The sequence below is a fragment of the Pseudomonas lalucatii genome (assembly GCF_018398425.1).
Classification (GTDB): domain Bacteria; phylum Pseudomonadota; class Gammaproteobacteria; order Pseudomonadales; family Pseudomonadaceae; genus Aquipseudomonas; species Aquipseudomonas lalucatii.
Genome location: NZ_JADPMV010000002.1, coordinates 1376304 through 1399389, shown reverse-complemented (window position 1 = coordinate 1399389; position 23086 = coordinate 1376304). Strand labels below are relative to the sequence as shown.

The 23086-nt window shown below is 67.2% G+C and carries 22 protein-coding genes; 10 read left to right on the top strand and 12 right to left on the bottom strand.

Features of this window, described 5'->3' with window-relative positions:
• Positions 1 to 94: 94 nt before the first annotated feature.
• The 10 genes from I0D00_RS20100 to I0D00_RS20055 all read right to left on the bottom strand — a co-directional run bounded on the left by I0D00_RS20100 (position 95) and on the right by I0D00_RS20055 (position 12635).
• Positions 95 to 1681, bottom strand: coding sequence for a SpoVR family protein (locus tag I0D00_RS20100; RefSeq protein WP_213641546.1), 1587 nt, complete (start codon positions 1679 to 1681; stop codon positions 95 to 97).
• Positions 1678 to 2949, bottom strand: coding sequence for a YeaH/YhbH family protein (locus I0D00_RS20095; RefSeq protein WP_213641545.1), 1272 nt, complete (start codon positions 2947 to 2949; stop codon positions 1678 to 1680). The genes I0D00_RS20100 and I0D00_RS20095 overlap by 4 nt, the downstream gene beginning before the upstream one ends.
• An 84-nt stretch (positions 2950 to 3033) precedes the next feature.
• Positions 3034 to 4956: a PrkA family serine protein kinase gene (locus I0D00_RS20090; protein ID WP_213641544.1), complete on the bottom strand. Its 1923-nt coding sequence runs from the start codon at positions 4954 to 4956 to the stop codon at positions 3034 to 3036.
• A 290-nt stretch (positions 4957 to 5246) separates the two neighbouring features.
• Positions 5247 to 5576: a thiosulfate sulfurtransferase GlpE gene (gene glpE, locus I0D00_RS20085; RefSeq protein WP_213641543.1), complete on the bottom strand. Its 330-nt coding sequence runs from the start codon at positions 5574 to 5576 to the stop codon at positions 5247 to 5249.
• On the bottom strand, positions 5573 to 6397 hold the full coding sequence (locus I0D00_RS20080; RefSeq protein WP_213641542.1) for a symmetrical bis(5'-nucleosyl)-tetraphosphatase: 825 nt from the start codon (positions 6395 to 6397) through the stop codon (positions 5573 to 5575). The genes glpE and I0D00_RS20080 overlap by 4 nt, the downstream gene beginning before the upstream one ends.
• Positions 6397 to 6777 carry a Co2+/Mg2+ efflux protein ApaG gene (gene apaG, locus I0D00_RS20075; protein ID WP_213641541.1) on the bottom strand — a complete coding sequence of 127 codons (381 nt, stop codon included), beginning with the start codon at positions 6775 to 6777 and terminating at the stop codon, positions 6397 to 6399. Before apaG ends, I0D00_RS20080 begins: the two co-directional genes overlap by 1 nt.
• 31 nt (positions 6778 to 6808) lie before the next feature.
• Positions 6809 to 7624: a 16S rRNA (adenine(1518)-N(6)/adenine(1519)-N(6))-dimethyltransferase RsmA gene (rsmA, locus tag I0D00_RS20070; RefSeq protein WP_213641540.1), complete on the bottom strand. Its 816-nt coding sequence runs from the start codon at positions 7622 to 7624 to the stop codon at positions 6809 to 6811.
• A gap of 117 nt (positions 7625 to 7741) precedes the next feature.
• Entirely contained in the window at positions 7742 to 8734 is a 993-nt protein-coding gene (gene pdxA / locus I0D00_RS20065; protein WP_213641539.1) for a 4-hydroxythreonine-4-phosphate dehydrogenase PdxA, read from the bottom strand.
• Between the two features lie 126 nt (positions 8735 to 8860).
• The gene (locus tag I0D00_RS20060) at positions 8861 to 10159 is read right to left on the bottom strand and encodes a peptidylprolyl isomerase (RefSeq protein WP_420850827.1); all 1299 of its coding nucleotides are present in this window, start codon (positions 10157 to 10159) and stop codon (positions 8861 to 8863) included.
• Positions 10134 to 12635, bottom strand: a complete 2502-nt coding sequence (locus tag I0D00_RS20055) for an LPS-assembly protein LptD (protein WP_338050455.1) — start codon at positions 12633 to 12635, stop codon at positions 10134 to 10136. The genes I0D00_RS20060 and I0D00_RS20055 overlap by 26 nt, the downstream gene beginning before the upstream one ends.
• 19 nt (positions 12636 to 12654) lie before the next feature.
• Between I0D00_RS20055 and I0D00_RS21695 the strand changes: the two genes are divergently transcribed.
• The 4 genes from I0D00_RS21695 to I0D00_RS20040 all read left to right on the top strand — a co-directional run bounded on the left by I0D00_RS21695 (position 12655) and on the right by I0D00_RS20040 (position 15475).
• A complete protein-coding gene (locus I0D00_RS21695) occupies positions 12655 to 12777 on the top strand; it encodes a hypothetical protein (RefSeq protein WP_274611312.1) in 123 nt (40 codons plus the stop codon).
• A gap of 241 nt (positions 12778 to 13018) precedes the next feature.
• Positions 13019 to 14044: an aminoglycoside phosphotransferase family protein gene (locus I0D00_RS20050; protein WP_213641536.1), complete on the top strand. Its 1026-nt coding sequence runs from the start codon at positions 13019 to 13021 to the stop codon at positions 14042 to 14044.
• On the top strand, positions 14041 to 14712 hold the full coding sequence (gene murU / locus I0D00_RS20045) for an N-acetylmuramate alpha-1-phosphate uridylyltransferase MurU (RefSeq protein WP_213641535.1): 672 nt from the start codon (positions 14041 to 14043) through the stop codon (positions 14710 to 14712). Before I0D00_RS20050 ends, murU begins: the two co-directional genes overlap by 4 nt.
• 1 nt (position 14713) lies before the next feature.
• Positions 14714 to 15475: a DnaJ domain-containing protein gene (locus tag I0D00_RS20040; RefSeq protein ID WP_213641534.1), complete on the top strand. Its 762-nt coding sequence runs from the start codon at positions 14714 to 14716 to the stop codon at positions 15473 to 15475.
• Here the strand turns inward: I0D00_RS20040 and I0D00_RS20035 are convergent.
• Complete coding sequence (locus I0D00_RS20035; protein ID WP_213641533.1) at positions 15472 to 16494, bottom strand: alpha/beta hydrolase family protein; 1023 nt, start codon at positions 16492 to 16494, stop codon at positions 15472 to 15474. The genes I0D00_RS20040 and I0D00_RS20035 overlap by 4 nt on opposite strands.
• Before the next feature lie 132 nt (positions 16495 to 16626).
• On the opposite strand from I0D00_RS20035, the gene rpe reads away from it, so the two are divergent.
• The 6 genes from rpe (at position 16627) to trpC (ending at position 22205) form a co-directional block, all read left to right on the top strand.
• Positions 16627 to 17301 carry a ribulose-phosphate 3-epimerase gene (gene rpe / locus I0D00_RS20030; protein WP_213641532.1) on the top strand — a complete coding sequence of 225 codons (675 nt, stop codon included), beginning with the start codon at positions 16627 to 16629 and terminating at the stop codon, positions 17299 to 17301.
• Complete coding sequence (locus I0D00_RS20025) at positions 17301 to 18008, top strand: phosphoglycolate phosphatase (protein WP_213641531.1); 708 nt, start codon at positions 17301 to 17303, stop codon at positions 18006 to 18008. The genes rpe and I0D00_RS20025 overlap by 1 nt, the downstream gene beginning before the upstream one ends.
• Positions 18009 to 18238: 230 nt before the next feature.
• On the top strand, positions 18239 to 19717 hold the full coding sequence (gene trpE / locus I0D00_RS20020) for an anthranilate synthase component I (protein WP_213641530.1): 1479 nt from the start codon (positions 18239 to 18241) through the stop codon (positions 19715 to 19717).
• Positions 19718 to 19729: 12 nt separating this feature from the next.
• Positions 19730 to 20326 (top strand): aminodeoxychorismate/anthranilate synthase component II, encoded by a 597-nt coding sequence (locus I0D00_RS20015; RefSeq protein WP_213641529.1) that lies wholly within the window; start codon positions 19730 to 19732, stop codon positions 20324 to 20326.
• On the top strand, positions 20323 to 21372 hold the full coding sequence (gene trpD / locus I0D00_RS20010; protein ID WP_213641528.1) for an anthranilate phosphoribosyltransferase: 1050 nt from the start codon (positions 20323 to 20325) through the stop codon (positions 21370 to 21372). Before I0D00_RS20015 ends, trpD begins: the two co-directional genes overlap by 4 nt.
• Complete coding sequence (gene trpC / locus I0D00_RS20005) at positions 21369 to 22205, top strand: indole-3-glycerol phosphate synthase TrpC (RefSeq protein WP_213641527.1); 837 nt, start codon at positions 21369 to 21371, stop codon at positions 22203 to 22205. Before trpD ends, trpC begins: the two co-directional genes overlap by 4 nt.
• Before the next feature lie 54 nt (positions 22206 to 22259).
• Here the strand turns inward: trpC and crp are convergent, their stop codons facing one another.
• A complete protein-coding gene (crp, locus tag I0D00_RS20000; RefSeq protein ID WP_213641526.1) occupies positions 22260 to 22904 on the bottom strand; it encodes a cAMP-activated global transcriptional regulator CRP in 645 nt (214 codons plus the stop codon).
• Positions 22905 to 23086 lie beyond the last annotated feature (182 nt).

Below are 23086 nucleotides of genomic sequence, written 5' to 3'. Positions count from 1 at the left end.
CAGGGGCAGGGAAAAGACTTCTTCTCTCGGGCGAACTCGGGCTGGACGGCTGCGCCGTCCTGGTTGCGCCGCTTGGGAGTGGCGGCGCTGCGGTTCAGATCGGCGGAATGACCAGGTCGAGGCGGGGGTAGTCGCCCTCCTGCTCGGTCTCGCCCTTGGGCGGCACATGGTGGGTCTCGATCAGCTGGTCGCCCTGGAAGGTCTCCATGTGGATATCGAAGCCCCACAGGCGATGCAGGTGCTTCATCACTTCTTCGGTGGAGCTGCCCAGGGGCTTGCGGTCGTGCTGCTGATGGCGCAGGGTCAGCGAGCGGTCGCCCCGGCGGTCGATGCTCCAGATCTGCACGTTGGGCTCGCGATTGCCCAGGTTGTACTGCGCCGCCAGGGTCTCGCGGATGATGCGGTAGCCCGCCTCGTCGTGGATGGCCGGCACCACCAGCTCGTCCTTCTGGTCGTCGTCGAGGACGCTGAACAGCTTGAGGTCGCGAATCACCTTGGGCGACAGGTACTGCAGGATGAAGCTCTCGTCCTTGAAACTGCGCATGGCGAACTTCAGGGTGCTGAGCCAGTCGCTGCCGGCGATATCGGGGAACCAGCGGCGGTCCTCCTCGGTGGGCTCCTCGCAGATGCGGCGGATGTCGCGGTACATGGCGAAGCCCAGGGTGTAGGGGTTGATGCCGCTGTAGTACGGGCTGTCGAAGGGGGGCTGGTAGATCACGCTGGTGTGCGACTGCAGGAACTCGAGAATGAAGCCTTCGGTGATCAGGCCTTCGTCGTACAGGTCGTTCATCAGGGTGTAGTGCCAGAAGCTGGCCCAGCCCTCGTTCATCACCTGGGTTTGGCGCTGCGGGTAGAAGTACTGGGCGATCTTGCGCACGATGCGGATCACCTCGCGCTGCCAGGGCTCGAGCAGCGGCGCGTGTTTCTCCAGGAAGTACAGGATGTTTTCCTGGGGCTCGGCGGGGAAGCGCTTGCTGTCCTGTTCGCTGTCCTTGCTGGCCCCCTTGGGAATGGTGCGCCAGAGGTCGTTGATCTGCTTCTGCAGGTGCTCTTCGCGCTCCTTCTGGCGGCGGCGCTCCTCTTCGGCGGAGATCGGGTAGGGGCGCTTGTAGCGGTCGACTCCGTAGTTCATCAGGGCATGGCAGGAGTCGAGCAGGTCCTCCACCGCGTCGATGCCGTGGCGCTCCTCGCACTGAGTGATGTACTGCTTGGCGAACACCAGGTAGTCGATGATCGAGCTGGCGTCGGTCCAGGTGCGGAACAGGTAGTTGCCCTTGAAGAAGCTGTTGTGCCCGTAGCAGGCATGGGCGATCACCAGCGCCTGCATGCACAGGGTGTTCTCTTCCATCAGGTAGGCGATGCAGGGGTCGGAGTTGATCACGATCTCGTATGCCAGGCCCATCTGGCCGCGCTTGTAGTTCTTCTCGGTGCTGAGGAAATGTTTGCCATAGGACCAGTGGTGGTAGCCCAACGGCATGCCTACCGAGGCATAGGCGTCCATCATCTGTTCGGCGGTGATCACTTCGATCTGGTTGGGGTAGGTGTCCAGCGCGTAGCGCTCGGCCAGGCGGCCGATCTCGCGGTCGAAGGCGCGAATCAGCTCGAAGGTCCACTCCGAGCCGGTGGCGAGCGGCTCGCGCCGCTTCGCGCCGCCGCGGGCTGCATCGTCATAAGGGGTCATGTCACGAGCCTCCGCTGGAACAGTTCGCGGAACACCGGGTAGATATCCGCCGCCGAAACCAACTGCTGCTGGGCGAAGGTATCCTCGAAGCTTTCGCAGACCTGCTCGTACTCGAACCATAACGCCTGGTGTTCGCGCGGGGTGATCTCGACGTAGGTGAAGTACTGCACGAACGGCATGATCTGCTTCATCAGGATATCGCGACAGATCGGCGAATCGTCATTCCAGTTGTCGCCATCCGACGCCTGGGCGCCGTAGATGTTCCACTCGTTGATCGGGTAGCGCTCGGCCATGATCTCCTGCATCAGCTTGAGCGCACTGGAGACGATGGTGCCGCCGGTCTCGCGGGAATAGAAGAACTCCTCCTCGTCGACCTCCTTGGCGCTGGTGTGGTGGCGGATGAACACCACATCGATCTTGTCGTAGCTGCGCTTGAGGAACAGGTAGAGCAGGATGAAGAAACGCTTGGCGACGTCCTTGGTCGCTTGGGTCATGGAGCCGGAGACGTCCATCAGGCAGAACATCACCGCCTTGGAACTGGGATTGGGCTGCTTGACCAGCAGGTTGTACTTGAGGTCGAAGGTGTCGAGGAAGGGCAGGCGGGCGATGTGCGCGCGCAGCCGGCCGATTTCCGTCTCCATGGCCTGGATGTCGCCCAGGTTGTCGGGCTCCTCGCGCTTCAGGCGTTCCAGTTCGGCCAGCGCTTCGCGCAATCTGCTGCGGCTGCTGCCGGACAGGGCGATGCGCCGCGCATGGGCCGAGCGCAGGGTGCGGACGATATTGATGCGCGAAGGGTTGCCGACGTTGCTGATGCCGGCGCGCACCGTCTTGAAGGTGTCGGCGCCGGTCAGGTGGCGTTTGACCAGATTGGGCAGCTCCAGGTCCTCGAACATGAAGTCGAGGAACTCTTCCTGGGTGATCTGGAAGACGAACTCATCCATGCCTTCGCCGGTGTTGCTGGCCTTGCCGCCGCCCTTGCCACCGCCGCCGCCTGGCGGGCGGGGGATGTGTTCGCCGGCGATGAACTCCTTGTTGCCGGGATGGACGATGGTGCGCCGTCCGCCGCTGCCGTGGTGCAGTACGGGCTCGTCGATGTCGCGGCCGGGAATGCTGATCTGTTCGCCGTGTTCCATGTCGGTGATGGAGCGCCGGCTGACTGCCTCCTCCACCGCCTTCTTGATGTGCTCACGGTAGCGCCGCAAGAAACGCTGGCGGTTAACCGTGCTCTTGTTCTTGCCGCTCAGGCGCCGGTCGATCACATAGCTCATAGGCCCCTCCAGGGAGCTTTGCGCTGCAGACCCCAGGCTGCTGCCGCTCCGGGAGCAGCCTGAGGCCGATGGCTTGAGGCCGCGTTACTGCGATTTGCGCACCCGCAGATACCATTCGGAGAGCAGCCGTACCTGTTTGTCGGTATAGCCGCGCTCGACCATGCGCTTGACGAAGTCGTTGTGCTTCTGTTGGTCCTCCTTGCTCGCCTTGGCGTTGAAGCTGATGACCGGCAAGAGGTCTTCGGTGTTGGAGAACATCTTCTTCTCGATTACCACGCGCAGCTTCTCGTAGCTGAGCCAGGTCGGGTTCTTGCCGTTGTTGTTGGCGCGGGCGCGCAGCACGAAGTTGACGATCTCGTTGCGGAAGTCTTTCGGGTTGCTGATGCCGGCCGGCTTCTCGATCTTCTCCAGTTCCTCGTTGAGCGCCACGCGGTTGAGGATCTCGCCGGTTTCCGGGTCGCGGTATTCCTGGTCCTGAATCCAGAAGTCGGCGTACAGCACGTAGCGGTCGAAGATGTTCTGCCCGTACTCGCTGTAGGACTCGAGGTAGGCGGTCTGGATCTCCTTGCCGATGAACTCGATGTAACGCGGTGCCAGGTACTCCTTGATGAAGCGCAGGTAGCGCTCGCGGACCTCGGCCGGGAACTGCTCCTGCTCGATCTGCTGCTCCAGCACATAGAGCAGGTGCACCGGGTTGGCCGCGACCTCGTGGGAGTCGAAGTTGAACACCTTGGACAGGATCTTGAAGGCGAAGCGGGTCGACAGGCCGTTCATGCCCTCGTCGACCCCGGCGTTGTCGCGATACTCCTGGATCGACTTGGCCTTGGGATCGGTGTCCTTGAGGTTCTCGCCGTCATAGACGCGCATCTTCGAGTAGATATTGGAGTTCTCCGGCTCCTTCAGCCGCGACAGCACGGAGAACTGCGCCAGCATCTTCAGGGTATCGGGGGCGCAGTGGGCATGGGCGAGGGAGCTGTTGGCCAGGAGCTTGTCGTAGATCTTGATCTCGTCGGTGACGCGCAGGCAGTAGGGCACCTTGACGATGTAGATGCGGTCGATGAACGCCTCGTTGTTCTTGTTGTTGCGGAAGCTGTGCCACTCGGATTCGTTCGAGTGGGCCAGCAGGATGCCGCTGAACGGCAGGCCGCCGAGGCCTTCGGTGCTGTTGTAGTTGCCCTCCTGGGTGGCGGTCAGCAGCGGGTGCAGCACCTTGATCGGTGCCTTGAACATCTCGACGAATTCCATCAGGCCCTGGTTGGCGCGGCACAGGGCGCCGGAATAGCTGTAGGCGTCGGCGTCGTTCTGCGGGAATTCCTCCAGCTTGCGGATATCCACCTTGCCGACCAGGGCGGAGATGTCCTGGTTGTTCTCGTCGCCCGGCTCGGTCTTGGCGATGGCAATCTGGTTGAGGATCGAGGGGTACAGCTTGACCACGCGGAACTGGCTGATGTCGCCACCGAGTTCGGACAGGCGCTTGGTCGCCCAGGGCGACATCGCGGTGGACAGGTAACGCCGGGGGATGCCGAAGTCTTCTTCGAGGATGGTGGCGTCTTCGGCGGCATTGAACAGGCCGAGGGGCGACTCGAACACCGGCGAGCCCTTGATGGCGTAGAAGGGCACTCTCTCCATCAGCTGCTTGAGCTTTTCCGCCAGGGACGACTTGCCGCCGCCGACCGGCCCCAGCAGGTAGAGGATCTGCTTCTTCTCTTCCAGGCCCTGGGCGGAATGGCGGAAGAAGGCGACGATCTGGTCGATGCACTCTTCCATGCCGTGGAAGTCGGCAAAGGCCGGGTAGCGGCGGATCATCTTGTTGGAGAAGATACGCGACAGTCTAGAGTTGCTCGAGGTATCGATCAGCTCAGGCTCGCCGATGGCCATGAGCATGCGCTCGGCTGCCGTGGCGTAGGCGCTGCGATCCTGTTTGCACAGCTCGAGATACTCCTGGAGGCTGTATTCCTCCTGGCGAGTCGCTTCGAAGCGTTGTTGGAAGTGGCTGAAAATACTCATGACGTCACCTCGGTCGATGCTCGGAGCCGGGCGAGGGATCGGTCGTTCGGGTGCCGACACGCAGCCGATAAGACTGCCGACGAGGATCCCCCAGAAAACAAAAGGTCGTTACCGTTGGCCTGAAGCCGGGCAGCCGGCTTTCCCTGATTTTTGGATGGCCTGAGGTAAGGATAGTTCGGAATCTGGAAGAGCAAGGGTGGCGCAACGATAACAAGTTGTTGCCGTGCGCGGCGCTAGGCGCTGAAGCAGGCGCGACGCGGGGTTGCCGCGAGGCGCTGGGCGCTATTTTTTTACTCGGCCGAGCCCGGAGTGACGTCGGCGGGGTAGCTGCCGCGCCACAGCTCGAAGCCGCCATCCAGGCTATAGACCTCGGTGAAGCCCTGGCCGACCAGATAGGCGGCGGCGCTCTGGCTGGAGTTGCCGTGGTAGCAGGTGACGATCAGCGGGGCGTCGAGGTCGGCGCGGGCGATGAAGTCGGCCAGGGAGTAGTTGTCCAGATGCTGCGAACCGCTGATGTGGGCGAGGGCGAAGCTCTGCGGGTCGCGGATGTCGACCACCACTGCGCCCTGTGCGCGCAGCTCGTGCGCCTGTTGGGGGGAGATGCGCTTGAACTCGCTCATGGTCTTTCCTCGTTGCAGGCGCAGCGATGGCGTTCGCCGCTGTCGATATTCAGTAGGGTCATGGCGCCGCCCCAGACGCAGCCGGTATCCAGGGCGAACAGGCCGGGCTCGTCGCAGCGCCCCTCCAGTGCCGCCCAATGGCCGAAGACGATCTGCTGGCCGCGGGTCTTGCGGTTCGCGTGACTGAACCAGGGGGCATAGCCGGGCGGGGCGCTGTCGGGGCCTTCCTTGCTCTTCAGGTCCAGGGTGCCGTCGGCCGTGCAGAAGCGCATGCGGGTGAAGTAGTTGGTGATCACCCGCAGGCGGGGGATGCCCTGTAGGTCGCTGCTCCATCTGTCCGGTTGATTGCCGTACATGCCGTCGAGAAACAGCGGCAGGCGGCCGTCGTCGCGCAACGCCTCCTCGACTTCGGCGGCCCGGATGAGCGCCTTCGGCAGTGACCATTGTGGCGGAATGCCGGCGTGCACCAGGGCGATATCGCGCTCGGCATCGTAGTGCAGCAGCTTCTGCCGGCGCAGCCAGTCGAGCAGCTCGTCGCGGTCCGGGGCATCGAGGATTTCCTGCAGGGTGTCGGCCTTCTTCAGGCGCTCGATGTTGTGGGCAACGGCCAGCAGGTGCAGGTCGTGGTTGCCCAGCACGCAGGTCACCGCCTCGCGCAGGGAATAGACGAAGCGCAGCGTTTCCAGGGAGGCCGGGCCGCGGTTGACCAGGTCGCCGACCAGCCACAGGCGGTCCCTGGCCGGGTCGAAGGCGACGCGCTGCAGCAGGCAGCGCAGCGGCGCCAGGCAACCCTGCAGGTCGCCGACGGCGTAGGTTGCCATCAGTGCAACGAGCCCGGCACGGCGAGGCGGAACGGGGCAATGGGGGCATCGAAGCGGGTGCCGTCCTCGGCGAGCATCTGGTAGCTGCCCTGCATGGCGCCGACCCGGGTCGCCATCACCGTGCCGCTGCTGTAGGTGTGGCTCTCGCCGGGGGCGATCAGCGGTTGCTGGCCGACCACGCCGGCGCCACGCACCTCCTGCACCCGACCGTCGCCATCGGTGATCAGCCAGTGGCGCGAGAGCAGCTTGGCCGGCTGCTGGCCGTTGTTGGCGATGGTCACGGTATAGGCGAAGGCGAAGCGGTTCTGCTCCGGTTGCGACTGCTCCGGTAGGTAGCGGGTGGCGACTTCGACGTCGATCTGGTAGCGGGAATCGGGCATGCGCTGGGACTCGGTAAGCTGGAAATCCAGTCTAGTTGCTATCGGCCGGGGTGGGCTGCAGGGCCAGCTGATCGGCCAGGCGCACGAAGGCGGCGAGGTCCAGCTGTTCGGGGCGCAGGCTGCCATCCACGCCGGCGGCCTCGATGGCCGCGGCCGGCAGCAGGGCCTTGAGGGTGTTGCGCAGGGTCTTGCGGCGCTGGTTGAACGCCTCGCGCACCAGGCGTTCGAGCAGCCGGTGATCCTTGGCCGGGTGCGGCAGTGTCTCGTGGGGTATCAGGCGGACGATCGCCGAGTCGACCTTGGGCGGCGGGTTGAAGGCGCCCGGGCCGACATCGAACAGGTGTTCCACCCGGCAATGGTACTGCACCATGATCGACAACCGGCCCCAGTCGCCGCCGCCGGGCCCCGCCGCGAGGCGCTGGACCACCTCCTTCTGCAGCATGAAATGCATGTCGCGGATCTGCGCGGCGTGGTCCAGCAGGTGGAAGATCAGCGGCGTGGAGATGTTGTAGGGCAGGTTGCCGACCACCCGCAGGCTATGGGGGGCGGGCTCGAGGCTGTGGAAATCGAACTTCAGGGCGTCGCCCTGATGCAGGCGAAAGCGCGCCTCGCCGGCGAACTTGCCGTTGAGAATCGGGATCAGGTCGCGATCGAGCTCGATCACGTCCAGCTGCGCGCCGCTGCCGAGCAGGCCCTCGGTCAGTGCGCCCTGGCCCGGACCGATCTCCAGCAGACGCTCGCCCTCGCGGGGATGGATGGCGCGCAGGATGCGGTGGATCACCCCGGCATCGTGCAGGAAGTTCTGGCCAAAGCGCTTGCGCGCGCGGTGTTGGTAGGTGTCGGTCATGGCAGCGGCTCCAAGCTTCAAGCCGCAAGCTTAAAGCGAATGCAAAGGGCGGCAGTTTAACAGCAAAGGGCCGGCGAGCCGTAGGCCGCGCGCGACCCGGGGCCGCGAGACAGTCGGCTAGCGGCGGCTGGAGGCCATCTGGTAGGCGGTTTCCAGGGCGACCTGCAGGCTGCCGCTGTCGATACCGCCCTTGCCGGCCAGGTCCAGGGCGGTGCCGTGGTCGACCGAGGTGCGGATGATCGGCAGGCCCAGGGTCACGTTGACGGCGGCGCCGAAGCCCTTGAACTTGAGAACCGGCAAGCCCTGATCGTGATACATCGCCAGCACCGCGTCGCAGTGGTCGAGATGCTTGGGGGTGAACAGGGTGTCGGCCGGCAGCGGGCCGATCAGTTGCAGGCCCTCGCCGCGCAGGCGCTCCAGCGTCGGCTCGATCACCTCGATCTCCTCGCGGCCCAGGTGGCCGCCTTCGCCGGCGTGGGGGTTGAGGCCGCAGACCAGCACGCGTGGCTGGGCGATGCCGAACTTGCTGCGCAGGTCGTGATCGAGGATGCGCGCGACGCGGGCCAGGCGTTCGGCGGTGATGGCGGCGGCGACGTCCTTGAGCGGCAGGTGGGTGGTCACCAGGGCCACGCGCAGGCCGCGGGTGGCGAGCATCATCACCACCTGTTCGGTGCCGGTGAGTTCGGCGAGAAACTCGGTGTGGCCGGAGAAGGGGATGCCGGCCTGGTTGATCACGCCCTTGTGCACGGGGGCGGTGATCATCCCGGCGAAGTGCCCGGCGAGGCAGCCGCGGCCGGCGCGGTCCAGGGTTTCCAGGACATAGGCGGCGTTGTCAGGGTTCAGCTGCCCGGCTACGACCGGGGCGGCCAGCGGCGTGTCCCAGACATACAGGCTGCCGGCGGCGCTGGCGGAGTCGGGCCAGGCGCCCGGACCGACGGCGATCAGCTCGATGGCGATGCCCAGCTGGGCGGCGCGGGCGGCGAGCAGTTCGCCGCTGGCGATGGCGATCAGGGGCTTCGGCTGTGCCTGCCGGGCGAGCAGCAGGCACAGGTCGGGGCCGATGCCGGCCGGCTCGCCGGGGGTCAATGCGAAAAGCTGCGGTGCGGTCATGGGCGGTTTCTCAGTGTCCGGGAGTCGGGCTGGGCTGGCGCCTATCTTAAGCCGGAGCCGTCTGGAAACAAAAAAGCCCGGCGCTGCGGGGCAGGCGCCGGGCTCGATCGGCCTTGCCGAGGGGCCTTAGAGCTTGGTCTCGACGTAGGCTTCGTCGCGGATCTGCCGTAGCCAGGTCTGCAGCTCCTCGTCGTACTTGCGGTTGCGCAACAGGTTCAGCGCCTGCTGCTCGCGGAACTCGGCGCTGCTGTCGGTGGCGCGCCGGCCCATGACCTGCAGCACGTGCCAGCCGTAGGGGCTCTGGAACGGTTTGGACAGCTCGCCGCTGGCGGTGTTGCTCATCACCTCGCGGAACTCCGGTACCAGCACGCCGGGGTCGATCCAGCTGAGGCTGCCGCCGTTGAGCGCCGAGCCCGGGTCTTCGGAGAAGCTTTTCGCCAGCTCGGCGAAGTCTTCGCCGGCCTGGATGCGCTGATGCAGGCGTTCGATCAGGCGCTTGGTTTCCGCTTCGCTGCGAATCTCGCTGGGCTTGATCAGGATATGGCGGACGTTGACCTCGTCGCGCACCTGGGCGCCGCCGCCGCGCTTCTCCAGCAGCTTGAGCATGATGAAGCCGCCCGGGGTGCGCATCGGCTGGGTCACTTCGCCGACGCCCAGGGCGCCGAGCATGGCATCGAACGGCGGCGGCAGCTGGGCCGCCTTGCGCCAGCCCATCTCGCCGCCCTCGAGGGCGGTCTCGCTGGCCGAGCGGGCGATGGCCAGCTGGGCGAAGTCGGCGCCTTGTTGCAGCTGCTGGTAGATGTCCTGGGCCTGACGCTCCGCCGCCTGGATGGTGCTGGGGGAGGCGGCCTCGGGGACCGGGATGAGGATATTGGCCAGGCGGAACTCCTCCGACAGCTGCAGCTTGCCGAGGTCGGAGGCGAGGAAGTTCTGCACTTCCTGGTCGGTCACCTGGATGCGCTCGGCCACGCGGCGCTGGCGCACGCGGCTGATGATCATCTCGCGGCGTACCTGGTCGCGGGCGTCGGCGTAGGACAGGCCGTCCTGCGCCAGGGCGGCGCGGAACTGCTCGAGGCTCATGCCGTTGCGCTGGGCGATGGTGCCGAGGGCCTGGTTGAGCTCCTCGTCGGTGATGCGGATGCCGGAGCGGTCGCCGATCTGCAGCTGGATGTTCTCGATGATCAGGCGTTCGAGTACCTGGTCATCCAGCACGTTCTCCGACGGCACGGCGGCGCCGCGCTTGGCGATGGTCTGCTGGACTTCGCGGACCCGGGCGTCTAGCTGGCTCTGCATGATCACGTCGTTGTCGACGATCGCCACCACGCGGTCCAGGGGTTTGACCTCGGCCTGCGCCGCAGTGCCGAGGAACAGCGCGCCCAGCAGCAGCGGGCGCACGCAGTCAGTAAGCTTGGTCTTCACGTTCACGATAACCTTGAATGCCTTGGTCGAGGAAAGTCTCGACCTTGTTGCCCGTCACGCCGCCCAGGCCCTTGAGGACGATCTGCAGGAAGATGCCGGTGTCGGCTTCGTCGTTCAGCGAGGGGTTGAGGCTGACTTCGTCGTAGTCGATCCAGTAGCGATTGATCAGGCGCAGCTTCCAGCAGCAGCTGTCGTACTCGAAACCGCCGAAGGCCTCGAGGGTGCGGTTGCGGGCGTAGTCGTACTGCCAGCGGGAAATCACGCTCCATTGCGGCACGATCGGCCAGATCACCGAGAAGTCGTGCTGGCTGATCTTGTAGTAGTCCTCGATGAAGTTGGCCGTACCGGGCGTGCCATAGTCGCCGCCGCCTACCACCCAGTTGCCGCTGGCCTGGTCGTAGCGCACGGTGTCGTTGCGGTAGCGGTAGCCGGCGTTGATCACCTTGTTCGGATTGTCTTCCGGCTGGTAGTGGAACATCGTGCTGCCCGAACGGGTGCGGTGGCTGTCCGGGTCCCAGTTGAAGTCCGCGGACAGGCGCCAGTCGCGGTTGAAACGGTACAGGTATTCCAGGGCGTAGGGCGACTGCGAGGCCTGGGCGTCGGCGCGGGTGCGGTAGTCGATGCCCGGCAGCTGCACCTTGCGGTCGGCGAAGTAGTAGGCCTGGCCGATGCTGAAGCGCTGGCGCTCGAAGCCGTTGGGCTCGATCCAGCGGTTGGTCACGCCCAGCGACAGCTTGTTTTCGTCGCCGATGCGGTCCTTGCCGGAGAAGCGGTTCTCGCGCCACAGCGAGGAGTAGCTGAAGGTGCTCTCGCCGGTGTCGAACACCGGGATATCGGTCTGGTCTTCCTCGGGCACGTAGAGGTAGAACAGGCGCGGTTCCAGGGTCTGGCGGAAGGCCTTGCCGAACCACTGGCTGTCGCGGTCGAAGTACAGGCCGCTGTCGACGCTGAACAGGCCGACGCCACGGTCCTGGCTGCCCTTGAACTCCTGCTCGGCGAGCAGGGTGTTCTTGCCTTGCTGGTCGAGGCTCAGGTCGTAGTTGGTGTGCAGGTACTTGACCTGCGGCTTGAGGAAGCCCCAGCTCCAGTCCAGCGGCAGGCTGACGCCCGGCTCGAGGTGCAGGCGGTTGCCGTTGGCCCGTGCCAGGCCGCGCAGGCGGGCGTCGTACCAGAGCTGTTCGGCGACGCCATCCTCGTTGATGAAGCTGCCCGAGCGTAGGTCGCGATCGAAGCGCACCAGCTCGCTGCCGTAGCTGAAGTCCAGGCCGCCCGGGTGGACGGGCAACTTGCCGTCCAGGGTGATCTGCGGCAGGCGGTCGTAGGGGGTGATGTCGGTGATATTGGCCAGTTCGTAGGCGTGGGCATTGAGCCTGGCGGTGTAGCTGTCGCCGCGATAGGTCAGGGTGCCACGCTGGTTGACGTAGGCGGTGGTCTCGATGCCCAGGTCGGTGTCCAGGTCCTGGAAGTAGTAGGGGTCGCTGATGTCGGTGTAGTCGACCTCGGCCAGCAGTCGCGAGTCGAGGCCGCCGCGGTGCTGCCAGCTGTACAGCCAGCGCTGGTCTTCGTATTCGGACTGCAGCTTGCGGTCGTCGTTGCTGTCGTCGAGGTAGGCCGCGCCGAACTGGCCTTCGCTGCTCCTGGTCAGGTAGCGGAACTCGCCTTCCATGAGCAGGCCGCGGTCGCTCATGTAGGTCGGGTACAGGGTGGCGTCGTAGTTCGGCGCCAGGTTGAAGTAGTAAGGCGTCTGCAGGGTCACGCCGTTGTCGCTGGAGCTGCCGATGCTCGGCGGCAGGAAGCCGGACTGGCGCCGATCGTCGATCGGGAAATAGATATAGGGCGTGTAGAAGACCGGGATGTCCTTCACCCGCAGGGTGACGTTGGTCGCGGTGCCGAAGCCGGTGGCCGGGTTCAGGGTGATGTTGTTGCCCCTCAGGTGCCAGGTGTTGCTGCCTGGCTCGCAACTGGTGTAGGTGCCGTCCTTCAGGCGAATGATCGCGCTCTCTTCGCGCTTGGCATAGAGCGCGCTGCCGCGGGTGTGGCTCTTGTGCAGCACGTACTCGGCGTTGTCGACCCGGGCCTCGCCGCTGTCCAGTTGCAGCTCGGCGCGGTCGCCGACCACCAGCATGCCCTGGTCACGCAGGCGCACGTTGCCGATCAGTTCGCCGCGACTCTCGGCCTGGTGCAGGCTGGCCTCGTCGGCCTCCACCTGCATGCCGGCCTGACGCAGTACGACATCGCCGGCCAGGGTGGCGACCTGCTCCTGCTGCTCGTAGCGCGAAGCCTTGGCGGAGACGAACAGCGGTGCCTCGTCCATTGGCGTCTTGTCGTCCATCCCCGGACGGCTCGGCTCGACATAGGCTCCGGCGCAGTAGGGGGCCATCTCGGCCAGTTGGGCAGCGTTCAGTTGCTCGCGGGGCACCCAGTCCAGGTGGCTGTAGTCGGCGCTGCGCGAGGCCAGGGCCCTGCCGCCGCTCTCGGTCACCAGGGTGGTGCGCGCCGCCTTGTCGTCGCGCCCGGCGCTGGTGCCGGCGCTGATCGCCGAGCCGCTGTGGACCGGGCGTGCCGGCAGGGCGGCGGGGCTGCTCTTCGGCGCGCAGGCCCAGCCGCCGCTGGCGGATGCCTGACAGTCGAACTGCTCTGCGGCAAATGCGAATTGACCAGCGACGGGTTGAAGGGCTAGAAGACCGCCTGTGACCAGAAGTGGGAATTTTTTACGAACCGCGGGGAATTTTACTGCCATCTTGTTTTTCCGGGCTTCCTGCGCGCCATCGGCCCAGGGGCCGCACGCCTCTCGATGGGCTGAAAAAGATGCTGGATAATAAAGCATGACCCGCGCAACGGCTAGCGCCGTCGGAGACCCCTGTAATGCCTGAACAAGATGTACGCCTGCAACTCCTCGATGCCTGGCTCGACCAGCAGCTGCCCGCGGTATTCGCCGAGCGGGGCTGGGGCGCGGTACCGGCCGCGACCCTGACTGCCGCCAGCAGCGACGCCAGCTTTCGCCGTTATTTCCGCTGGCAGGCGGGCGAGCGCAGCCTGATCGTCATGGACGCGCCACCGCCCCGGGAGGACTGCCGGCCCTTCGTCAAGGTGGCCGGGCTGCTCGCCGGCGCCGGGGTCAATGTGCCGCAGATACTGGCGGCGGATCTGGAGCGCGGCTTCCTGCTGCTCAACGACCTGGGGCGGCAGACCTACCTGGAGGTGATCGAGACGGAGGACGCCGATCGCCTGATGGACGACGCGCTCGAGGCCCTGCTGGCGTTGCAGCGCCTGCCGCTGGATGGCCAGTTGCCGGGCTACGACGAGGCCCTGCTGCTGCGCGAGTTGCAGCTGTTTCCGGACTGGTACCTGCGCCGGCACCTCGGGCTCGAATTGAGCGCGGCCCAGCAGGCCGCCTGGCAGCGTACCTGCGCCCTGCTGATCGACAGTGCCCTGGCCCAGCCCCGGGTGCTGGTGCATCGCGACTACATGCCGCGCAACCTGATGCTCAGCGAACGCAATCCCGGGGTGCTGGATTTCCAGGACGCGGTGTACGGGCCGGTGACCTATGACGTCACCTGCCTGTTCAAGGATGCCTTCCTCAGCTGGCCCGAGGCGCGGGTGCGTGGCTGGCTGCAGGACTACTGGCGCCGGGCCCGGGCCGCCGCCATCCCGGTGCAGGCCGAGTTCGAGGACTTCCTGCGCGCCAGCGACCTGATGGGCGTGCAGCGTCACCTCAAGGTGATCGGCATCTTCGCGCGCATCTGTCACCGCGACGGCAAGCCCCGCTACCTGGAGGACGTGCCGCGCTTCTTCGCCTATATCCAGGCCGTGCTGGCGCGGCGTCCCGAACTGGCCGAGCTGGGCGAGCTGCTCGCCGACCTGCCGCAGCCCGCAGCGGTGCCGGAATGAGGGCGATGATCCTCGCCGCCGGCAAGGGCGAGCGCCTGCGTCCCCTGACCCTGCACACGCCCAAGCCGCTGGTGCGGGTCGCCGGCGTGCCGCTGATCGAGCATCACCTGCGGGCCCTGGCCGGTGCCGGCTTTTCCGAGGTGGTGATCAACCATGCCTGGCTGGGCCAGCAGATCGAGGCGCACCTGGGCGACGGCGCGCAGTTCGGTCTGAGCCTGCGCTATTCCGCCGAGGGCGAGCCCCTGGAGACCGGCGGCGGCATCTTCCGGGCGCTGCCCCTGCTCGGCGACGAACCCTTCTTGGTGGTCAACGGCGATATCCTCACCGACTACCCCTTCGCCGAGCTCGGGCGCCCGCTGGCCGGGCTGGCGCACCTGGTGCTGGTGGACAATCCGCGGCATCACCCCGTGGGCGACTTCTGCCTGGCGCATGGGCGCGTAGGCGATGCCGCTGTAGGCCAGCCTAGCCTGACCTACAGCGGCATCGCCGTGCTGTCGCCGGCGTTGTTCGCCGGCTGCCAGCCGGGCGCCTTCAAGCTGGCGCCGCTGCTGCGTGGCGCCATGGCCGCGGGGCAGGTGAGCGGGGAGCGCTTCGCCGGTCGCTGGGTCGATGTCGGCAGCCACGAGCGCCTGGCCGAAGCCGAACGGCTGCTCGCGCAGAGTCGTTGACATGCTCTGGCCCCTGACCCTGCTGGGAGCCGTCGCCGGCTGGTCCGTGGCCAGCATTCCCGGCGCCCTGCTCGGCGGCCTGCTCGGCCAGGCGGCGGACCGGCGCCTGCGCCTGCACGGCTGGGCCGAATTGCGTGAACGGCTCGGCGGCGCGCCGCTGCCGGGGGACGAGGTGCTGCTGTTCATCCTGCTCGGGCGCCTGGCCAAGAGCGGCGGCACGGTGTTGCAGGCCCATATCGACCAAGCCCGGGCGGAGATGAAGCGCCTGGGCCTGGACCGGGATGCGCAGCGGCGGGCGATCGATGCCTTCGCCCGCGGCAAGACCGGGCGCGACAATCTGCGGGCGCCGTTGCGTCGGCAGCGGGGGCGTGGCGAGGCCCTGTTGCGCGCCTGCTGGCGCATGGCCTGGGTGGATGGCCGGGTCAGTCAGGCCGAGCGCGAGCTGATCCTGTTGTGGGGCAAGTGGCTGGAGGTTTCCGGCGCGACCCAGGAGGCGCTGAGCGCCGCCTATGCGCCCCGTTCGGGGCCGCTGCCCTCGGCCCAGGGCGGCAGCTACCAGGCGGCGTTGCGCCTGCTCGGCGTGACCGCCGACAGCGAGCCGGCGCAGATCAAGCATGCGTACCGGCGCCTGCTCAGTCGTCACCACCCGGACAAGCTGGCTGGTAGCGGGGCGACGGCCGAGCAGCTGCTGGAGGCCACGGAGCGGACCCGTGAACTGCGTCAGGCCTACGGGCTGATCCGCCAGCGCCGCGGCTTCCGCTAGCGGCGCCCGCTCGCCTGCGAGGCGCGCGAGTCGCCTTGCCGCTGGCGCTCGAGCCAGCCGCGCAGGCGGCGGAACAGCTGCTCCTGCTCGATGGCGGGATTGCCGGGCAGGACGTCCAGGGCAACCTGGCTGTAGGCCGGGTGGCTTTGGCGCTGGCCCGCGAGCAGGCGTGCGTGCGCGGCATCGCGGTCACGCGCCTGGTTCCGGTAGTAGAAGTCACCGGTGGCCGGTTGCGGGTCGGCTATCAGCTCCTCCAGGCCGGGGCTGAGCCCCGGCGGCTGCGCGGCGGCTACCAGCAGCAGGTGGCGGATCTGTGCCGGCCGGCGCTCGGCCAGGTAGCGCGCGGCCCAGTAGGCGCCGCTGCCGTGGCCGAGGAGGACGACGGGCTGCGCCTGTTGCCGCTCGGCGAAGGCGACGGCCGCGTCGATGCGCGCCAGCACCCGCACCGCATGGCCCTGGCGCGGCGCGCTCGCGGCTGTCGGCGTGGGTGCGGCAGCGCCCGCTTCGGCACTGCCGAGCTCGGCGGCGGGGGTGGCCGCCAGGGGCGCGTTGTCGCCGGCGCCGGCCGCAGGGACGTCCGCCGGCGTGTCGTCCTGTGCGGGCTCGCCCGGCTCGCGCCGCGCCGCCGCATCGCTCGGGGCGTCGGGCAGGCTCAGGCTCAGGCTGTGCCAGCCGCTGGCCGGCAGCTTGCGCCGCAGCGGGCCGACGCTGCGCGGCCAATCGGCGCTCTCGCCGGCGCCCGGCAGCAGGATCACCGTGCCCTGTGGCGCGTCGGTGTGGGCCGGCCGCCAGAGGGCGAGAAACGCCTCGCCATCGGCCTCCAGGTGCTGCTGCTGCGGTTCCGGCAATTGGCGCTCGAGGGCCCGGGCGTCGGCCTGGCTGCGCTCGAGAAGAGGCGCGCGGGTCTCCTGGGGCGGCACGGCTGCGGCCTCGGCGTTCGCGTCCGCCTGCTCGGCGCCTTGGGCGTGGGGGCCGAGCAGGAGCAGGCTGAGCGCGAGGCTGGCGGGGCGCAGGGGCATGGGGCGTCTCCGGTGAGGGGGAGGCGCTCAGCCTAGCGGTTTGCAGGGGGCTTGTCAGGCGCCGAGTGCGGCTTTCGGTGACGGCCCGGGCTGCTACAATGCGCGCCTTTCGTGTATGCCCTGAGGTGCGCCATGCAACCCTTCGCCATCGCCCCGTCGATCCTTTCCGCCGACTTCGCCCGCCTGGGCGAGGAAGTGGACAGCGTCCTCGCCGCCGGCGCCGACATCGTCCACTTCGACGTGATGGACAACCACTATGTGCCGAACCTGACCATCGGCCCCATGGTCTGCGCGGCGCTGCGCAAGTACGGCATCACCGCGCCGATCGACGCCCACCTGATGGTTAAGCCGGTGGATCGCATCATCGGCGACTTCGTCGAGGCGGGAGCCAGCTACATCACCTTCCATCCCGAGGCATCCGAGCACATCGACCGTTCGCTGCAGCTGATCCGCGACGGCGGCGCCAAGGCCGGCCTGGTGTTCAACCCGGCGACGCCGCTGGACTGCCTCAGGCACGTGCTGGACAAGGTCGACATGATCCTGCTGATGAGCGTCAACCCCGGCTTCGGTGGGCAGAAGTTCATTCCCGGCACCCTCGACAAGCTGCGCGAGGCGCGGGCGCTGATCGATGCCAGCGGTCGTGCGATCCGCCTGGAGATCGACGGCGGGGTCAACGTGCAGAACATCCGCGAGATCGCCGCGGCGGGTGCCGACACCTTCGTCGCCGGCTCGGCGATCTTCAGCCAGCCGGACTACAAGGCGGTGATCGACGCCATGCGCGCGCAACTCGCCCAGGTGCGCGGCTGATGGTCCTGCGCCAGCTGTTCGCCGGCGACCTGCCGGAGCTGGTGATGTTCGACCTGGACGGCACCCTGGTGGACTCGGTGCCGGACCTGGCCGCCGCCGTGGACCAGGTCCTGCTCGGCCTGGGCCGTGCCCCGGCCGGCCTCGCGCGGGTGCGCGACTGGGTCGGTAATGGCGCCCGGGTGCTGGTGCGCCGCGCCCTGGCCGGCGGCCTGCAGCACGAGCGGGTCGGCGAGGCGGAGGCGGAGCAGGCGCTGGCGCTGTTCATGGCCGCCTATGCCGAGAGCCATGCGCTGACCCGGGTCTATCCCGGGGTGGTAGAAACCCTCGACTGGCTGCGCGAGCGGGATATCCCCCTGGCCATCGTCACCAACAAGCCGGAGCGCTTCGTCGCGCCGCTGCTGGACGAGAAGGGCCTGGGCAGCTATTTCCGCTGGATAGTCGGCGGCGACACCCTGCCCCAGCAGAAACCCGATCCGGCCGCTCTGTTGCATGTGTTGCGTCTGGCCAGGGTCGAGGCGCGCCGGGCCCTGTTCGTCGGTGACTCGCGCAACGATGTGCTGGCGGCCAGGGCGGCCGAGGTGCCCTGCGTGGCGCTGAGCTACGGTTACAACCATGGCCGGCCGATCGCCGAGGAGGGGCCGCTGCGGGTGCTGGACGATCTGCGCCAGCTGTTGGCGGCGGCCGCGCCGGCATCCGCCAGCTGCTGAGCGCCGGGCGTTCGGGTTGATTCGGCCTGGCGCCTGCGCTAGTGTGGCCGGACTTCGATCCCCGCCCCAAGAGATCCCCGTGGTGGTTACCTGCAGACTCTGGCTCGCCCGAGCCGGGATGAAAATCATCAAGGCCCTGGCCCGCTGGCGCTGGCGCCCCTGAGCCGATCCCGGCCGCCTCGGCGGCACGTTTGCACACGACCGTACTACCTCAAGCCACGAGGCTGATCATGACCCGCGAAGAATTCCTGCGTTTGGCCGCTGCCGGCTATAACCGTATTCCGCTTGCCTGCGAAACCCTGGTCGACTTCGACACGCCGCTGTCGATCTACCTGAAACTGGCCGATCGGGCCAACACCTACCTGCTCGAGTCCGTGCAGGGCGGCGAGAAGTGGGGGCGTTACTCGATCATCGGCCTGCCGGCGCGCACCGTGCTGCGCGTGCATGGCCGGGATGTGCGCATCAGCGTCGACGGGGTCGAAACCGAGCACCACGAGTGCGCCGACCCGCTGGCCTTCGTCGAGCAGTTCCAGGGCCGCTACAAGGTGCCGACCCTGGCGGGGCTGCCGCGTTTCAACGGCGGCCTGGTGGGCTATTTCGGCTACGACAGCGTGCGCTACGTCGAGGCCAAGCTGGCCGGCGGCGTCAATCCCGACCCCCTGGGCACGCCGGACATCCTGCTGATGGTCTCCGACGCCGTGGTGGTGTTCGACAACCTGGCGGGCAAGATGCACGCCATCGTCCTCGCCGACCCGCAGCAGGCCGGCGCCTTCGAGCAGGCCCAGGCCCAGCTGCAGGCCATCCTGCACAAGCTGCGCCAGCCGATCGCCCCGCGCCTGGGGGTCGACCTCAACGCCCCGCTCGGCGCCGAGCCGGCCTTCCGCTCCAGCTACAGTCGCGAGGATTACGAGCGTGCGGTCGGTGCGATCAAGGACTACATCCTCGCCGGCGACTGCATGCAGGTGGTGATCTCCCAGCGCATGTCGATCCCCTTCAAGGCCGCGCCGATCGACCTGTACCGCGCGCTGCGCTGCATCAACCCGACGCCCTACATGTACTTCTTCAACTTCGGCGACTTCCACGTGGTCGGCTCCTCGCCCGAGGTGCTGGTGCGGGTCGAGGACAACCTGGTGACGGTGCGGCCGATCGCCGGCACCCGCCCGCGCGGGGCGACCGACGAGGCCGATCGGGCCCTCGAGGAGGACCTGCTGTCCGACGCCAAGGAGCTGGCCGAGCACCTGATGCTGATCGACCTGGGGCGCAACGACGTCGGCCGGGTCTCCAGCACCGGCAGCGTCAGGCTCACCGAGAAGATGGTGATCGAGCGCTATTCCAACGTCATGCACATCGTCTCCAACGTCACCGGCCAGCTGCAGGACGGCATGAGCGCCATGGACGCGCTGCGCGCCATCCTCCCGGCCGGCACCCTGTCCGGGGCGCCGAAGATCCGCGCCATGGAGATCATCGACGAGCTGGAGCCGGTCAAGCGCGGCGTCTACGGCGGCGCCGTGGGCTACCTGGCGTGGAATGGCAACATGGACACCGCCATCGCCATCCGTACCGCGGTGATCAAGGACGGCGAGCTGCACGTGCAGGCCGGCGCCGGCATCGTCGCCGACTCGGTGCCGGCGCTGGAGTGGGAGGAGACGCTGAACAAGCGCCGCGCCATGTTCCGGGCCGTCGCCCTCGCCGAACAGACCAGTGAATAAGGGAGTCCCGCCATGCTGCTGATGATCGATAACTACGACTCCTTTACCTACAACGTGGTGCAGTACCTCGGCGAGCTGGGGGCGGACGTCCACGTCATCCGCAACGACGAGCTGAGCGTCGCCGAGATTGCGGCGCTCAAGCCCGAGCGTATCGTGGTCTCGCCTGGGCCCTGCACGCCGACCGAGGCCGGCGTGTCGCTGGCGGTGATCGAGCACTTCGCCGGCAAGCTGCCGATCCTCGGCGTCTGCCTGGGCCACCAGAGCATCGGCCAGGCCTTCGGCGGCCAGGTGGTGCGCGCGCGCCAGGTGATGCACGGCAAGACCAGCCCGGTGTTCCACGCGCACCAGGGGGTATTCGCCGGCCTCAACATGCCGCTGACGGTGACCCGCTATCATTCCCTGGTGGTCAAGCACGACAGCCTGCCGGACTGCCTGGAGGTCACCGCCTGGACCCAGCACGAGGACGGCTCGCGCGACGAGATCATGGGCCTGCGCCACAGGACTCTGAACATCGAGGGCGTGCAGTTCCACCCCGAATCCATTCTCACCGAGCAGGGCCACGAGCTCTTCGCCAACTTCCTCAAGCAACAAGGAGGCGTGCGCCAATGAATATCAAGGAAGCCCTCAACCGGGTGGTCGACCAGCTCGACCTGTCCACCGAGGAAATGCAGGACGTGATGCGCGAGATCATGACCGGCCAGTGCAGCGATGCGCAGATCGGCGCCTTCCTCATGGGCCTGCGCATGAAGAGCGAGAGCATCGACGAGATAGTCGGCGCCGTGTCGGTGATGCGCGAGCTGGCCAGCCATGTGCAACTGGCCAGCCTTGAGCATGTGGTCGATGTGGTCGGCACCGGCGGCGACGGGGCGAACATCTTCAACGTGTCGACCGCCGCCAGCTTCGTGGTCGCCGCCGCCGGCGGCAAGGTCGCCAAGCACGGCAACCGCGCGGTGTCGGGCAAGAGCGGCAGTGCCGATCTGCTCGAGACCGCCGGCGTCTACCTCAACCTGACCCCCGTGCAGGTGGCCCGCTGCATCGACAGCGTCGGCGTCGGCTTCATGTTCGCCCAGGTGCATCACGCGGCGATGAAGCATGCCGCGGTGCCGCGGCGCGAGCTGGGCCTGCGCACCATCTTCAACATGCTCGGCCCGCTGACCAATCCCGCCGGCGTCCGGCATCAGGTGGTCGGGGTGTTCAGCCAGGCCCTGTGCCGCCCGCTGGCCGAGGTGCTCAAGCGCCTGGGCAGCCGGCACATCCTGGTGGTGCACTCGCGCGATGGCCTGGACGAGTTCAGCCTGGCCGCGCCGAGCCATGTCGCCGAGCTCAAGGACGGCGTGATCAGCGAGTACCAGGTGCAGCCCGAGGACCTCGGGCTCAAGAGCCAGAGTCTGATCGGCCTGGCGGTGGAGGGGCCGGAGGCGTCGCTGGCGCTGATCCGCGACGCCCTGAGCAAGCGCGCCACCGAGGCCGGGCAGAAGGCCGCCGACATGATCGCCCTCAACGCCGGTGCGGCGCTGTATGCGGCGGACCTGGCCGGCAGTCTGAAAGAGGGCGTGAGCCTGGCCCACGATGCCCTGCATACCGGCCTGGCCTGGGAGAAACTGCAGGAGCTGGTGTCCTTCACCGCGGTGTTCAAACAGGAGAATGAAGGGTGAGCATTCCAACGGTTCTGGAGAAGATTCTGGCGCGCAAGGTCGAGGAAGTCGCCGCGCGCCGTGCCCTGGTCAGCCTCGCCGAGGTCGAGCGCGAAGCCCGCGCGGCCGATGCGCCCCGGGGCTTCGCCCGGGCCCTGCTGGAGCAGGCCAAGCGCAAGCAGCCGGCGGTGATCGCCGAGATCAAGAAGGCCTCGCCGAGCAAGGGGGTGCTGCGCGAGCACTTCGTCCCGGCCGATATCGCCCAGAGCTACCAGGCGGGCGGCGCCACCTGCCTGTCGGTGCTGACCGACGTGGACTTCTTCCAGGGCGCCGACCGCTACCTGCAGGAGGCCCGCGGCGCCTGTGCGCTGCCGGTGATCCGCAAGGACTTCATGATCGACCCCTATCAGGTGGTCGAGGCCCGCGCCCTGGGCGCCGACTGCGTGCTGCTGATCGTCTCGGCGCTGGATGATGGGCAGATGGCCGAGTTGGCCGCCACCGCCAAGGCCTTCGACCTCGACGTGCTGGTCGAGGTGCACGATGGCGAAGAACTGGAGCGGGCGCTGAAGACCCTGGATACGCCGCTGCTGGGGATCAACAACCGCAACCTGCACAGTTTCGAGGTGAGCCTGGAAACCACCCTCGACCTGCTGCCGCGTATCCCCCGCGAGCGCCTGGTGGTGACCGAGAGCGGCATTCTCAATCGCGCCGATGTCGAGCTGATGGCGATCAACGAGGTACATGCCTTCCTGGTCGGCGAGGCGTTCATGCGGGCGGAGAGCCCCGGCGCCGAGCTGGAGCGGCTGTTCTTCCCCGAGCGCAAGCGGGTGGTCAGCCAGGCGGACGTGGACTGACGGCGAGACGTAAAAAAGCCGGCGCATGCGCCGGCTTTTTTATGCGCGCGTCATTCAGCGCGTGCCGAAGACCACCATGGTCTTGCCCTTGACGTGCACCAGGCCCTGTTCCTCCAGGGACTTGAGTACGCGGCCGACCATCTCCCGCGAGCAGCCGACGATGCGACCGATCTCCTGGCGAGTGATCTTGATCTGCATGCCATCGGGGTGGGTCATGGCGTCCGGCTGCTTGCACAGGTCGAGCAGGGTGCGGGCGACGCGGCCGGTGACGTCGAGGAAGGCCAGGTCGCCGACCTTGCGCGTGGTATTGCGCAGGCGCTCGGCCATCTGGCTGCCGAGGGCGTAGAGGATATCCGGGTCCTGCTGGGTCAGTTCGCGGAACTTGGCGTAGCTGAGTTCCGCCACCTCGCATTCGGTCTTGGCCCGCACCCAGGCGCTGCGCTCCTTCTCGGCACCGTCCTTGTCGAACAGGCCCATCTCGCCGAAGAAGTCGCCGGCGTTGAGGTAGGCGATGATCATCTCGCGACCATCGTCGTCCTCGATCAGGATGGTGACCGAGCCCTTGACGATGAAGAACAGGGTTTCGCAGCGGTCGCCCGCATAGATGATGGTGCTCTTCGCCGTGTAGCGGCGGCGGTGGCAGTGCGCGAGGAGCTTGTCGAGATTCTTGATTTTAGGTGTGAGGGTGATTGCGACCATGCCCGAGTCCCGAAAATAAAAAGGTAAGCCCTTGTCTTGCAGGCAGTTTCTTATTAGTCATCCGGCAGCAGTGTGCCAGTAATCCGGCGCCAGCTTAACAGACATGCCATCGCCCGGGCCGATTTTGCGACACGGCTAACATTTGCTTGGGGAACTTTTCCGCAGTCGGTGCGCTATCTGGC

Excerpts from the sequence above, each read along its gene's own strand:
- apaG (WP_213641541.1), bottom strand. The coding sequence starts at position 6,777 with ATGCCCGATTCCCGCTACCAGATCGACGTCGAAGTCGCCACCCGCTAC.
- I0D00_RS20040 (WP_213641534.1), top strand. The coding sequence starts at position 14,714 with ATGCTCTGGCCCCTGACCCTGCTGGGAGCCGTCGCCGGCTGGTCCGTG.
- crp (WP_213641526.1), bottom strand. The coding sequence starts at position 22,904 with ATGGTCGCAATCACCCTCACACCTAAAATCAAGAATCTCGACAAGCTC.
- I0D00_RS20050 (WP_213641536.1), top strand. The coding sequence starts at position 13,019 with ATGCCTGAACAAGATGTACGCCTGCAACTCCTCGATGCCTGGCTCGAC.
- I0D00_RS20035 (WP_213641533.1), bottom strand. The coding sequence starts at position 16,494 with ATGCCCCTGCGCCCCGCCAGCCTCGCGCTCAGCCTGCTCCTGCTCGGC.
- rpe (WP_213641532.1), top strand. The coding sequence starts at position 16,627 with ATGCAACCCTTCGCCATCGCCCCGTCGATCCTTTCCGCCGACTTCGCC.
- I0D00_RS20080 (WP_213641542.1), bottom strand. The coding sequence starts at position 6,397 with ATGGCAACCTACGCCGTCGGCGACCTGCAGGGTTGCCTGGCGCCGCTG.
- trpD (WP_213641528.1), top strand. The coding sequence starts at position 20,323 with ATGAATATCAAGGAAGCCCTCAACCGGGTGGTCGACCAGCTCGACCTG.
- I0D00_RS20090 (WP_213641544.1), bottom strand. The coding sequence starts at position 4,956 with ATGAGTATTTTCAGCCACTTCCAACAACGCTTCGAAGCGACTCGCCAG.
- murU (WP_213641535.1), top strand. The coding sequence starts at position 14,041 with ATGAGGGCGATGATCCTCGCCGCCGGCAAGGGCGAGCGCCTGCGTCCC.
- I0D00_RS20095 (WP_213641545.1), bottom strand. The coding sequence starts at position 2,949 with ATGAGCTATGTGATCGACCGGCGCCTGAGCGGCAAGAACAAGAGCACG.
- I0D00_RS20025 (WP_213641531.1), top strand. The coding sequence starts at position 17,301 with ATGGTCCTGCGCCAGCTGTTCGCCGGCGACCTGCCGGAGCTGGTGATG.
- rsmA (WP_213641540.1), bottom strand. The coding sequence starts at position 7,624 with ATGACCGACACCTACCAACACCGCGCGCGCAAGCGCTTTGGCCAGAAC.
- I0D00_RS20100 (WP_213641546.1), bottom strand. The coding sequence starts at position 1,681 with ATGACCCCTTATGACGATGCAGCCCGCGGCGGCGCGAAGCGGCGCGAG.
- pdxA (WP_213641539.1), bottom strand. The coding sequence starts at position 8,734 with ATGACCGCACCGCAGCTTTTCGCATTGACCCCCGGCGAGCCGGCCGGC.
- glpE (WP_213641543.1), bottom strand. The coding sequence starts at position 5,576 with ATGAGCGAGTTCAAGCGCATCTCCCCCCAACAGGCGCACGAGCTGCGC.
- trpE (WP_213641530.1), top strand. The coding sequence starts at position 18,239 with ATGACCCGCGAAGAATTCCTGCGTTTGGCCGCTGCCGGCTATAACCGT.
- I0D00_RS20015 (WP_213641529.1), top strand. The coding sequence starts at position 19,730 with ATGCTGCTGATGATCGATAACTACGACTCCTTTACCTACAACGTGGTG.